Raw genomic sequence first — 13,749 nt, 5'->3', positions numbered from 1 at the left:
AATTATGAATCGATTTCTAAGAGTGGTCTATAGTTCTCATTTAATGTCAAGGCATCAATTTCTTCCTTGATATTAAACACCATTCCATTAAAAATAAAGAATAAACCTGGAAGCATCGTTAGTTGCATATAGCGCGGATCATATAATACAATCAACATCGGCAATCCTGCCATCAAAACAGTATAAGTAGAGCCAATAACTGCAAAACGCAAGATCAACCAATTGATATACCGGCTTGTTTCTTCTCCTGGATATATATTATAGATATACTCCCCAGATTTTTTCATCTTCTCAGCAATTTCTTCTCCATTCATATTAATAAAAGAGAAAGCAAGTCCCAATATAAACAGTACCACAATATATGTATACAGCCAGACCGGTCGTCCAATTGCAAATTGGCCTATCCAATCCTGTATCCAGGAAGCATTTGGAAAAATAATTTGGAGTAACATTAGAAAATACTGCGGAATAGATACCAAGGACATGGCGTACATAAAAGGCATTCCCCCTGCAGGATTTAGCTGAATATCCAAATAAGAATAGCGTTTAAAACGATTGTGAATCGTAATCTTATTCACTAAAATACGGTAGCGTGCCCTTTGCATGATGACAGAAATATATAAAAAAGTAAGAGAAAGTATAAGCAATAGTCCAACAAATAAAGGTCCAACCTGTAATTCTTTAATGCTATTGAGTATATTTTGTGGCATACTAGCTACCATACTAGACATCAAGATAACTAGAGAGCCCCCTACACCAAACAAAGAATTCAGATCCGATAACCAGACTAAGAAAAAAGTTCCTGAAATTAAGAGTAAAACGTTCAAAGTCAATACTAACCCATAATTCACCCCTGACTGAATTGGGAGATTTAGGGTAATGGCTAACGACTGGATCAAAGCTATGACAAAAGTTAAGATCATTTTTCTTCGATCTTGAACTTCAATTGGTAAACTCCCCAATCCAAGTTTTTTAGACATGCTAAACATTTGCCACAAAATCATAGCCGACATCCATGGAGACAGTCCAACTGAAAATAGGGAAAGACTCCGAAGATTACCACCTGTTATAGCAGTTGAAAAGGCTAAGAAAGCTGTAGTTCCACCCAAAAAATTCGTATCATTTACGTTTACAAAGGGAAGGGTCAATCTACTTCCTAAAACGTAAATAAATAAGAAGGAAATCGTCCACATGACTCTTTTAACGACGACCGATGTCAATTTTTTCTTCAAATTTTTCTCCTACTTTATTTAACCAATGAAATATTCTAATAAAAATGGCTAAATCTATAAATAAATCTTTTGCCAATAATGGTATTCCCTCATCCTAATGGATGAGGGCATTCCATAACTATCATGCTCTAGATATCCAAAACTTGCATCACTGCATCAATCAATAGTTTTTTTGTAAAGTAGCCTTGTTTCAAGGCATAACTAACTTTATATACATTTTCAACCATGTATTGATAAGCTTCTGCTGTTGTTTCCTCTACTAGACGATTGGCCTCTTCCAAACTATTCACTACATAACCTAAGCCTTTTTCCCTTATGAAACTGGCATTTGAGAGATAGGATGGCACTACTACTGGAATTCCAGCAGCAAGATAGGTGCTAACTTTATGAGAGATATTCAAGCGATAGTAGTCTGCCTCATCCGCTGGATTTTCGCTAGTTCCCCATACTAAACCAAATCCTCCCTCTGACAAAGCAAGAAGCAACTCTGGATCAGTTTTCCAACCTTTAAAGGAAACTCTTGGGTTACGATTCTCTTGATTAGATCCTGAGAAAATATCGAGAGGGGTTGAGTAAGCCCAGTTGGATAAGTGCTCAAAACGCTCCACACTACCCGCAAAAGATAGTTTTTTCTGAAAAGCAGGTTGTCTCAAAGGATAGTCATGAACATGGTCCCACATGCCTTGGATAATGATTTTTTGAACTGTCAATCCTTCCTGAATGAGCCGTTCCTTCATTTGTTCTGATGGAACAACTACTAGATCCGATTGGTTGTACATTTCAATGTACTCAGGCATCAAGTAATAATTTGATGGGAACATAAGGGGTGGAACATCATGAATGAAGGTAATAATTTTCGTATTTAAAATCTTACATTTTCTAATAAAATTTTGATCGTACTCCCTACCATTCCATGATGGAGATTGATAAACGACAATATCACTGTAACCCACTCGAGCCATGACACCATCTAAACGGCTATTCAACTCACCTTGACTGTCACTATAAATATCGTAAAAGTAAAAGCCAAGCTCGTGAAAGTCTAACTTTCTTGCAATTTTAACGGTTTCATTCTGGGCGATCAAAGCTGTACTCTGACCAGACATACCGTAAATATTTGTAATATTTATCTTCATAATCCTATTTAAATCCTTACGACAACTTGCTTATTATAAATTTCATCCTCAACTAGCTGAATTTCTTGATCAAAATTATGCTCTGCGGTATGCTTGTGTGAGAATTTTACTTTTGAAGTTGCTCCCATCTTAAACCACTCATATTCGGAATCAATATGACCTAAATCAATCGCTTGTATACCTTTTTTGCTTAAATGATAAGCTAAAACCTTGGCTGTAGGACCAAGCATCAAGAATACTAATTTCCCATTGGCATGCTTCTCTATCGCTTCTTGAATTGACTGAACTTTACTGTAGGCATTTCTAGAAGGGCAGATAATACGCTCAACCGAATGAGCATTGTCAAAAAGATCGTTCCCAACTCCTGAACGTGAGTTTTCACCTTCGACGATCAAAATATCTCGTTTGTCCCAAAGTTTCTTTAATTTTTCAAAGTGAGTAACCGAAGCAGACTTATCTTTAAGATCCATATAAGGACGAGATATAAAAGTCGAACCATAAAAGCTTGCTGTACAAAATCTATGATAAGCTTCTTTATATTGCTCCAAATGCTTTTGCCAAAAGTTGACAGCTTCGGGGTTATAGCGTTCTAATCCTTCAAAAACATCTGAAAGACAAACCAGCAATTCTGGTGAACTTTCTAGTTGAATCATATTTCTAAGCTGTTCTGCCAGTGTCACATCGTAGTCTTGATAAGGAATCCCGTGTCCCATCATGATATCCATTTCTCCATCCCCATAGCGAATAACAGAAGAATGGTGTTCTAGTATATAATCAAGACTCTGCTGGATATCCAGTACCTTTGGATAGGATTGAAGCTTTTTTACAGGTAGCTCTCCATTTTGACAGTAGGCTTCAATAGCTAGGGCCATCTCTTCCGGATGCGCTTGGTCATAAAGGAACTGACCTTGTTCACCATGGGCTACACTCTCAAAAGCAAATACTGGTTTTCCAGATTCTTGGAAGCGCCTAATGATCCCGTCAACTTCGATATCAGCATTAATATCCAGTAAGAAGTCACAGCCTTCAACTAAACTATCAATCAAAGCTGGCTGCCCTGCTATATCCGATAAGACAGAGACATTTGGGTAGGCTAGTAAAGCTGTAATACTATCAGCCACCATGACTGGGGCAGCTACATAAAACTTGACCTCTGGTAGATTTTCAATCAAGTATCCCATATTTCTCAAGTCACTTGAGAAGGTATAGACTAGTGCTGAATGTTGAATCCCTGTGTAGTGATTCACCTGTTCTTGTGTCAAATAAGGAGTTACCTCGTTCATGTCCGACCAATCTTGGGCATTGTAATACCACCAAACATTTCGATAAATGGAGCGTTCATACAATCCCCATGGTTTTCTCTCTGTCAAATAATGAATAATCGGTGGATAAGTCCCAGGTTCTGGTCGATAATCTGAAAAGTGCATGTGCAAGGTACTACAATTATATTTAAAGTCTAAAGCCAACCAATGGTCTTTAAATAAGATATTCAAGATACTTTGAACATCTTGAGCAACCTTGTCATGCAACTCATTGGTCATTTCAATTAGCTGCTTGCGTATTTCTTCTTGTTTCCAAAGACGATTATTGATTAGCATCACGCCTGAATTAAAAATATGTTGACCAAAATAAATTTGTCCACCCAAATCTTTAACAGCACCCAAGGGATAGTCTCCCAGTTCGACAGCAAACAGAGGGCTTATGTCTCTTGTGACAACCAAATCACAGTCCAGGTATAGGACCTTATCCTCCTCAACAAAATCCGAAATAAAACAAGGTAAAAATGCTTCTTTATGAACATTTGTCACACATTGGTTGAGATGGGAGCTATTAACACGGGCATTGACGATTTCACAGTCTAACTTCTTTAATTTACGATTAAGATTATAAAACCATTCTGTCGGAAAATCGCTGTTCATCAGATAAAATCGAAGCCCTCGATTATGACAACAGATTGATTTGATTGTCGTTAGCACCTGATCAGCAGATTGATAATTAGCGGCTAATGCAATTGCTTTTTTTTCAACTTTTTTTCTCTGTAACTCTTTTATGGCTTCTATCATTTCCAGAGGAGATTGAGAAGGAACCACTGTTCTCTTTAACTGATTTTTATTGGTCACATCAAAAGTCAATACTGGTTTTCCTGCACTGATATAGCGATTGACAATAAATTCCATCGGACTTCCCTTATGAATATCCAAATAAGCATCTGACTTCTCAATCATCTCATCAATCACCACTCCTACCATATTGGGGTACAAATAAACATTTGGATACTGATCAAAAGACAGAAGAATATCCCCCATATCTGTATAGGTACCAATATGGAAAGCAACCTCTGGAAGTGACTGAACCAATTCCTCCATATAGAGTAAATCTTGACTATCTGTAAATATAAACAGATTAGTATCGTGGCGTTCATAAACTCTTTTAATGGTAAAACGTCCTACATAATGGGCAGCAATCTGATCATAACTAATATCTCGAAAAGCCCACCATAAATCCCAGTAACGATAACCAATTAACGTTTTCCATGGTTTTTGATGAGTTGTGTAATGGATAATAAGTGGTTCTTTATCCAATTCAAAATGTGAATCCCAGTGACTATAAAAAGCAACCAAATCATGGCCTACTTGAAGATTGAAACTTTTATCCAACTCCAACCAACGATGTTGAAAAACCAAATTAAAGATCGTCTGATCTCCATTAAAGCCTTCAGGAGTAGCTTGTTCAATACCTGACATATACTCTACTGTCTTATCAAACAGCATAGTAGTAATATCCTTCGCCCTCCACTTTGGGCTATCAATAACCAACATCCCAGAGTTAAAACCGTTTCCATCCGCATCTCTCACTGCTGCTAAAGAGTAGTCACCTAAATCTAACTCAAATAGTGGACTCAAATCTCCATGGACAATGATATCACTATCTAAATAGACTACTCTCTCTTCTGCAATCAAGCGTGGAATTAAGTATCGAGCATAAGCTATCGGTGAAATGTGCGCACGAGTTTTCCACTCAGAATCAATCGTATCACCAATATAAACATCCTCTACAATACTTCCTAACTTCTCCACTTGAATTTTAAGTTCATGGAACCAATCACTAGGAATATTCTGATGCAGAATATAAATTTTAACCTGTTGATTATAATACAAAATAGACTTTATCGTCGTAAGCATTGGAGTAAGATAATTCTTATCTCCAGCAAGAACAATTGCTTTCATATAAATCCTTTTATGAGTTTCCCAGTATAAGCATGCTTTTTACGAAATTTATTAACAAATAGTTTCTAACATTTTTCCACACTAGATTTCTGACAACTACTTTATCACCTTATTTAATTGAATAATGTTCAAGAAAATATACATTTTCCCTAATACGTCGGGCAGTTTCCGTAGATTCCAAATCATTTTCTCCTGCTTCGTATAATGAAAATTTCAATCCTTCCAAATACCAACGGGCATGCTCACTAATATCATACCCTAAAGCAGCCAATATGGCTAAACGCTCCATTCGTGCTTCGGGAGCAAAACTAAGTTTTTCTTCTGACATTTTGCAACCTGTTTGACTAGTATCGTACTTACGATAGGTGTAAAGACTTTTCTTTATAAAAATTATTTTTTCACATTGTAAAAACAATTTATACATGATAAATGCATCTTCTGCCAACTTATTTTCAGGGAATCTAACATGATTAAATAATTTCTTTTTAAACAATTTTCCCCAAGGAGATACAAATGACAAATCAATTTTTTCCAATTCTGGAATCTTCATGATCAGTTCATCACGTCCATAAAGTTGCTCTACATAGTCTTCATCCGTAAAATGTATGTAAAAGCAGCCGTCCTTTTCAGAATATTGATGATAGCTCCCAATGGCTATATCTGCATCATATTCTTTCAATTTATTAAAAAGGATTTCTAATTGATGCTCATTTACAATATCATCTCCATCTACAAAAGCCACAAAATCTCCATTTGCAATGTCGATTCCAAAATTACGAGCAGAGGATACTCCTCCATTTTCTTTTTTAAAATAGCGAAAACGTGAATCTTTGGCAACATATTCTTTACAAATCTCTGCCGACCTATCTGGAGAACCATCATCGATTAACAAGCATTCAAAATTTTCATAGGTTTGATAGTGAATACAATCCAAACATTCTCGAAGATAATTCTCCACGTTAAAAATGGGCACAATAACACTGATCAATTCATTTTCCATTCAGTTTTTCTCCTACTCAATCGTCATATCACTTCAACTATTATCTCCAACCATCAACTACTATAATGAAAAGATGCTTCATTCATAGTCAATGTTTTTTGAATCAAAATCAAATTAGTTTTTCTTGAATTTTTAATTAAATGAACACAGTCTTGATCGGTTAAAGTGTTGAATAGTATAGTTATCTGGTGATATATAATCTACTCATCACATCTCACCTCATCCATTGATAAGAGAAAGTCCAGTTCCTCTAAACGATGTGTTTCTCGACTATCTAAAAATCCCTCTGCGAGAGCATATCCATACCAAGTTTTTAAATAATGTTTATGTTGTTCCAAATAGTTACTAATATCGTATCCTTTTAGAGCTACCAAAGCAATTCGTTCCATACGAGCATCTAAATCATCTCGCATTATTTTCTCTGTAAATGATTCATGAGATAGACTTGTCTTTCTAAGACGATAACAATAAAGATTTTTATGGGTATAGACTATTTTACTAGCCTGCATAAAACACTTATAATTAGTCCCCAGATCTTCACAAAGCTTTCCTTCCGGAAAAGAAATATGCTCGAACAATTCTTTCTTAAACAAGATTCCCCAAGGAGTTTGAAAACTGAGTGTTTCACCTTCTAATACAGGTAATTTTTCTATCAATTCCTGAGTAGTGTATGTTTTATCATACTCCTCACCATAGGTAAAGAAAAGGTACATTTCCTTTTCTTCATCATAGATACAATAACAAGAAACAACAATATCCGCAGTATATTGGAGCATCTTAGCATATAAGTTTTCTAGACTATGCCACTCCAACCAATCATCAGAATCAACAAAAGTAATATAAGATCCAGTCGCTTGTGCAATTCCAAAATTACGAGCAGAGGATACTCCTCCATTTTCTTTTTTAAAATAACGAAATCGTGAATCTTTGGCAACATATTCTTTACAAATCTCTGCCGACTTATCTGGAGAACCATCATCGATTAACAAGCATTCAAAATTTTCGTAGGTTTGATGGTGAATACTATCCAAACACATTCCTAGATAGTTTTCAACATTGTAGATGGGAACTACTATACTGATCAATTCATTTTCCATTCAGTTTTTCTCCTAAAAATTTTCGAATTTCCTCTACCATTTTCTCTGGTTCAGCAGATGAAAAAATCTGACTTCTTCCGCTTGAGTCATGACTGGTAGTGTCGAAAGCGAAGATTGGTTTGTTTTTGTCATGAATTTCTTCGATAATAGTCCCTACAACCCCACCATGATTGATATCCAGATAGAAATCAATTTTGTCCAAGGTCTCCTTCTTGTTAAAAGGACTAAAGTTTGGATAAATTGAAAGATTCAAAAATCGTTGCATATCAACTACACTCTCAGCAAAATCTGTTGGAGCTAATATTGTAACATGAACTTCTGGCAATTCAGATAATAGGTATTCTATGGATTCTAGACCAGCACTATTTGTGAAAATACAAGTATGATATAAGGGAGCCTTCACCAATTCTGTAAATGAACGTCTGATGATATCTGTTTCTAACAGTACATCATTCCAGTTCAAACCATAATAAAACCACCATAACTTACGAAAACGTGTCAAGGTCAAATGAGTCCATGGTTTAAATTCTGTGGTATAGTGGATAATCTTTGGTTCACAATTTCCGTAATAGTGAGACTGATACCATTCCCCATTCCCACTTAAATGGAGAAATTGATCCAAACCAACCATGAAATTGTATTCTTTATCCAAATGTAGCCACTGATCGCCGAAATGCATATTGAGAATCCCTTGGTCTCCATAGACATGTTCATGGTGTTGGGCAGTCAACTCTAGCAGACTTTGTGTCAAACGATTTTCTCGCCATTTCTTTGCATCAATCACCATCACACCTGAATTAAAGGTTGTTAACCAACCACTCTGATCAAAATCCTGAACAGCTGCGATAGCGTATCCCTGTAAATCCAAGTAGAATAAGTCATCTAGTTTTGCATTGACAATCGTATCCGAGTCTAAGTAGAGAACCCTATCTTCTAGCACTTCATCTGCAATGAAATATCTAAAGAAAGCCGCATAGGAGAGGATTGCATTCGGCAAGTGGAAATCGCGAAGATTATGAGCTGTTTTTTTGACATTGACAATCTCAGAACCAATAACCTTCAGACGATTTCTCATCAACAAAAACCATTCACTAGGCAAATCGTCATTAAACACATAAAATTTCACTTTATGATTATGAACCGATACTGACTTTATCACGGTTTCTACCTTATCAAGGTAATGAATATCAGCTCCAAGAGCAATCACTTTTTGATGCATTCCTATCTCCACCTTCTTCTATTTTTCGAATCAATTCATCTACCTCACCAACTGTAAATATCGTGCTTTCTCCGTTAGAAAAATGGTTGGTAGAATCAAATGAGTAGATCGTCTTTCCTTTTCGTACCATCTCCTGTAGCACTTGATCCATAGCTGGTCCGTAGTTAATGTCTAGATAAACATCTGTTTTATCTATGATGTCCTGCTTCATTTTAGGATCAGCACATGGATAAATGTAACAATTTGAATAGCGTTGCAATTCGATAACATTAGGAGAAAAATATGTTGGAGCTACAATATGAAATTGGACATCTGGTAATTTTTCAAGTAAATAACCTATACTCTCGATGTCTCCTGTATTGGTAAAAATACTCACATGTTGGGAGATGGGTGAAATTAAGTTTTCGAATTGTTCTTGCAAGACATAAGAATCCAAGAGGATATCATTCCAATTCAAGCCATAATAAAACCACCAAATTTCCCGAAAACGATTAAAGCGAAAATGCTTCCATGGTTTATTTTCCGTCGTGTAGTGGATAATATTAGGAATACCATCAAATAATCCGTACCAGCCGAAATCTCCCAAATAGTGTCTATGGGCATCTTGACCTACTTGTAAATTGTAGGTTAGATCCAAACGTTTCCATCTATCTTTAAACAGCATATTGAAAATGCCCTGATCTCCATAAACATGTTCATGATGAGCTATAGTTAATTCAAACAACTGACTGGAAATGTTTTCTTTACGCCACATTTCCGTATCAATTAGTAGTACACCTGCATTGAATTCCTCATTACTAGTAGGAATATCTGGAACAGCTCCAAGGGGGTAACCATCCAAATCAAGATCAAACAATGCTGTCAAACTAGATGTTACGATAATATCACTATCAAGATAGAGGGCCTTCTTTTCAAAAACAAAATTTGGAATAAAATATCGAAGGAAAGTCGCAGAGCTAAGGTGGGGAGTAGGAAGATGGAAGTGACTAATCGTATCATCTGTGATTTTTATATTGATAATCTCCGAATTTAGTACAGACAGTCTTTTGTTCATCAATTGAAACCACTCTGTAGGAAAATCACTGTTAAAAATATAAAATCTTATATCCCTATTATGGCTACAGACTGACTTTACCGTCGTTTCCACCTTATCCATATAATTGCTATCAGCTCCAAGTACGATAGCTCTTTTTGGGTTAGTGATATCCCCCTGCATTTTGCTCTCCTCTATCTTTCATTTCTCATTTAAAGGGGACTTAGCCCCTCATAATTCTGCATATTTTACTTGTTTATTATCAATTTGGCTTTCAAGCCTATTTCTTACACAAATCTAATCTAAACAGAATCTCTCTATACTCATCAGTATCTGTGAGATTATAAGTTTCACATAAGTATTTATATTCATTCAGGATATTTATAAAACGAGTTCTCATAACACTGGTATCAATACCAGCAAGAACAAGATCCGCAAGTTTTAAACTAAATACTTGCAAGATATCCTGTACCCAAGATAGATCAAATTGCGAAGTCATGATACTACCTTGTCTAACACGATAAATATAAAGATTATCATTTACAAAAATTGTTTTCTGACTTTTTATAAACAACCTATGAATAGTTGCCTCATCGTCAAAACGCCGACCATTCGTAAACGGAACTTGCAAGAGCAAGTCTTTTTTAAACAGCTTAAACATAGGCATAATAAAGGCCGAAGCATTTAGATGCCAATAACCTGCTTGACGATTAATTAATTCTTGAGCTGATAATTCTTCAATACAAAAATCTCTTTCTAGTACATAGAATTTACACTGTCCATCATTCTCATCATAAATAAAATAATTACCGATTACGATATCTGCTCCTGTCTCTTCCACTTGTCTGTGCAAAGTATCTACCATTCTTTTTTCAGCGATATCATCTGAGTCTACAAAAAGGACATACTCCCCAAGTGCTTGAGTAACACCGAAATTTTTAGCCAGAGCCGCACCCCTATTTTCTGTGTGGAACACACGAACTCGACTATCCAATTCAGCAAATCTATCACATATTTCCGCTGAAGCATCTGTAGAACCGTCGTTTACTAGAACTATATCCAGATTTGTATAGGTCTGATTTAGCACACTTTGAATGCACTCTTCCAAATAATTTTCCACATTATACACAGGTATAACAACACTAATTAGATGTTCCAATTCTACTCCTTTATCCTTGTTTCAAAATTTATTCATAAGCATATTTTCTAAAAGTCGAAACTCTTATTGTTAAAAACTATCATCATACATTATACCATTTTTTAGGCTATTTCACAAAGCATGGCAACTATGGCATCTCACTTTTGAAGAACATAAAAACCTCCAAAAGTTTTTAACTTTTGGAGGTTTTACGACAACCTAATCAGTCTATTTCGGCTATCTAAAGCAAGATTTATTCTTCATCACGTTTACGACGTTTAGCTACCAAACCTAATCCTGTTAGACCTGCTACAACTCCGAGGAGAGCAGATGAGATTGATGAAGTTTCACCAGTATTTGGTAATTGCTTACGTGTCTTAGTGGTTTCAGTTTGAGGAGCTTGACTAGCTGAAGTCGAATGAATCGTTGATGTTGAAGCACTTGCACTTGTTGATGCCGAATGAGGCATTGATGTTGAAGCACTTGAACTTGTTGAAGTAGAATGAGGCATTGATTGACTAATGCTTGTTGACAATGATAGTGATTGTGATACTGATGTACTAATTGAATCCGATGTAATAATACTATCAATATCTAAGCTATCAAGTGACAAGCTTTCTGGCATTCCCTTACTTGTAACAACAGATGAACTTGCTGATGTGCTTGCGCTCGTTGAGGCCGACGTACTTGCTGATGTGCTTGCGCTTGTTGAAGCCGACGTACTTGCTGACGTGCTTGCACTTGTTGACGCTGATGTACTTGCTGACGTGCTTGCACTTGTTGATGCTGACGTGCTAGCCGATGTGCTTGCACTTGTTGAGGCGGATGTACTTGCTGACGTGCTTGCGCTTGTTGAAGCGGATGTACTTGCTGACGTGCTTGCACTTGTTGAGGCCGATGTGCTTGCTGACGTACTTGCACTTGTTGAAGCAGATGTGCTTGCTGATGTACTTGCTGATGTACTTGCGCTCGTTGAAGCCGATGTACTTGCTGACGTGCTTGCTGATGTACTTGCTGACGTGCTTGCACTTGTTGAGGCTGATGTACTTGCCGATGTGCTTGCACTTGTTGAGGCCGACGTACTTGCTGACGTGCTTGCACTTGTTGAGGCGGATGTACTTGCGGATGTACTTGCGGATGTACTTGCGCTCGTTGAAGCCGATGTACTTGCTGACGTGCTTGCACTTGTTGAGGCGGATGTACTTGCTGATGTGCTTGCGCTCGTTGAAGCTGACGTACTTGCTGATGTGCTTGCGCTTGTTGAGGCCGATGTACTTGCTGAAGTACTTGCGCTCGTTGATGCCGACGTGCTAGCAGATGTACTTGCACTTGTTGATGCTGACGTACTTGCTGATGTGCTTGCGCTTGTTGATGCCGATGTACTTGCTGATGTACTTGCACTTGTTGATGCCGACGTGCTAGCAGATGTACTTGCTGACGTACTTGCACTTGTTGAAGCAGATGTGCTTGCTGACGTGCTTGCGCTCGTTGAGGCCGATGTACTTGCTGACGTGCTTGCGCTCGTTGAGGCTGACGTGCTAGCTGACGTGCTTGCACTTGTTGAAGCGGATGTACTTGCTGATGTACTTGCACTTGTTGATGCTGACGTACTTGCTGACGTGCTTGCGCTTGTTGATGCAGATGTACTTGCTGAAGTACTTGCGCTCGTTGATGCTGACGTACTTGCTGACGTGCTTGCACTTGTTGAGGCTGACGTACTTGCTGATGTGCTTGCGCTTGTTGATGCGGATGTACTTGCTGATGTGCTTGCGCTCGTTGAAGCTGATGTACTTACTGACGTACTTGCGCTTGTTGATGCTGACGTACTTGCTGATGTGCTTGCACTTGTTGAAGCAGATGTGCTTGCTGACGTGCTTGCGCTCGTTGATGCCGATGTACTTGCTGACGTACTTGCACTTGTTGAAGCAGATGTGCTTGCTGACGTGCTTGCGCTCGTTGATGCCGATGTACTTGCTGACGTGCTTGCGCTCGTTGAGGCTGACGTGCTTGCTGACGTGCTTGCACTTGTTGAAGCGGATGTACTTGCTGACGTGCTTGCGCTCGTTGAGGCTGACGTGCTTGCTGACGTGCTTGCACTTGTTGAAGCGGATGTACTTGCTGATGTGCTTGCGCTTGTTGAAGCCGATGTACTTGCTGAGGTACTTGCACTTGTTGATGCCGACGTGCTAGCAGATGTACTTGCACTTGTTGAGGCTGACGTACTTGCTGATGTGCTTGCGCTCGTTGAAGCAGATGTGCTTGCTGATGTACTTGCACTTGTTGATGCTGACGTACTTGCTGAAGTGCTTGCGCTTGTTGAAGCCGATGTACTTGCTGAGGTGCTTGCGCTTGTTGAAGCCGATGTACTTGCTGAGGTACTTGCACTTGTTGAGGCCGACGTGCTAGCAGATGTACTTGCACTTGTTGAGGCTGACGTACTTGCTGATGTGCTTGCGCTTGTTGATGCCGATGTACTTGCTGACGTACTTGCACTTGTTGAAGCCGATGTGCTTGCTGACGTGCTTGCGCTCGTTGAGGCCGATGTACTTGCTGACGTGCTTGCACTTGTTGATGCCGACGTACTTGCTGACGTGCTTGCACTTGTTGATGCTGACGTGCTAGCCGATGTGCTTGCACTTGTTGATGCGGATGTACTTGCACTTGTTG

At 38.2% G+C, this 13,749-nt stretch carries 9 protein-coding genes; all 9 read right to left on the bottom strand.

Features of this window, described 5'->3' with window-relative positions; all coding sequences use genetic code 11:
• Positions 1-2 precede the first annotated feature (2 nt).
• Entirely contained in the window at positions 3-1,232 is a 1,230-nt protein-coding gene (gene secY2 / locus PCY08_RS09375) for an accessory Sec system protein translocase subunit SecY2 (protein WP_301560166.1), read from the bottom strand.
• 128 nt (positions 1,233-1,360) lie between these two features.
• The gene (locus PCY08_RS09370; protein WP_301560165.1) at positions 1,361-2,368 is read right to left on the bottom strand and encodes a sugar transferase; all 1,008 of its coding nucleotides are present in this window, start codon (positions 2,366-2,368) and stop codon (positions 1,361-1,363) included.
• Between the two features lie 8 nt (positions 2,369-2,376).
• Positions 2,377-5,595 carry an SP_1767 family glycosyltransferase gene (locus PCY08_RS09365; protein WP_301560164.1) on the bottom strand — a complete coding sequence of 1,073 codons (3,219 nt, stop codon included), beginning with the start codon at positions 5,593-5,595 and terminating at the stop codon, positions 2,377-2,379.
• Between the two features lie 109 nt (positions 5,596-5,704).
• Positions 5,705-6,595, bottom strand: a complete 891-nt coding sequence (locus PCY08_RS09360) for a glycosyltransferase family 2 protein (protein WP_301560163.1) — start codon at positions 6,593-6,595, stop codon at positions 5,705-5,707.
• Between the two features lie 200 nt (positions 6,596-6,795).
• On the bottom strand, positions 6,796-7,692 hold the full coding sequence (locus tag PCY08_RS09355) for a glycosyltransferase family 2 protein (protein WP_301560162.1): 897 nt from the start codon (positions 7,690-7,692) through the stop codon (positions 6,796-6,798).
• Positions 7,682-8,911, bottom strand: a complete 1,230-nt coding sequence (locus PCY08_RS09350) for a glycosyltransferase (protein WP_301560161.1) — start codon at positions 8,909-8,911, stop codon at positions 7,682-7,684. The genes PCY08_RS09355 and PCY08_RS09350 overlap by 11 nt, the downstream gene beginning before the upstream one ends.
• Entirely contained in the window at positions 8,880-10,127 is a 1,248-nt protein-coding gene (locus PCY08_RS09345) for a glycosyltransferase family 8 protein (RefSeq protein ID WP_301560160.1), read from the bottom strand. The genes PCY08_RS09350 and PCY08_RS09345 overlap by 32 nt, the downstream gene beginning before the upstream one ends.
• Positions 10,128-10,224: 97 nt before the next feature.
• Positions 10,225-11,103 (bottom strand): glycosyltransferase family 2 protein, encoded by an 879-nt coding sequence (locus PCY08_RS09340; protein ID WP_301560159.1) that lies wholly within the window; start codon positions 11,101-11,103, stop codon positions 10,225-10,227.
• Positions 11,104-11,335: 232 nt separating this feature from the next.
• A partial coding sequence (locus PCY08_RS09335) for an LPXTG cell wall anchor domain-containing protein (RefSeq protein WP_301560158.1) occupies positions 11,336-13,749 on the bottom strand: 2,414 nt, incomplete at its 5' end.

This window comes from Streptococcus sp. SO4 (genome assembly GCF_030440055.1).
Taxonomy (GTDB): Bacteria; Bacillota; Bacilli; order Lactobacillales; family Streptococcaceae; genus Streptococcus; species Streptococcus nidrosiense.
Note: the sequence above shows the minus strand (reverse complement) of the source record. Positions and strands in the feature narration are given on the sequence as shown.

Excerpts from the sequence above, each read along its gene's own strand:
- PCY08_RS09370 (WP_301560165.1), bottom strand. The coding sequence starts at position 2,368 with ATGAAGATAAATATTACAAATATTTACGGTATGTCTGGTCAGAGTACA.
- PCY08_RS09365 (WP_301560164.1), bottom strand. The coding sequence starts at position 5,595 with ATGAAAGCAATTGTTCTTGCTGGAGATAAGAATTATCTTACTCCAATG.
- PCY08_RS09360 (WP_301560163.1), bottom strand. The coding sequence starts at position 6,595 with ATGGAAAATGAATTGATCAGTGTTATTGTGCCCATTTTTAACGTGGAG.
- PCY08_RS09355 (WP_301560162.1), bottom strand. The coding sequence starts at position 7,692 with ATGGAAAATGAATTGATCAGTATAGTAGTTCCCATCTACAATGTTGAA.
- PCY08_RS09350 (WP_301560161.1), bottom strand. The coding sequence starts at position 8,911 with ATGCATCAAAAAGTGATTGCTCTTGGAGCTGATATTCATTACCTTGAT.
- PCY08_RS09345 (WP_301560160.1), bottom strand. The coding sequence starts at position 10,127 with ATGCAGGGGGATATCACTAACCCAAAAAGAGCTATCGTACTTGGAGCT.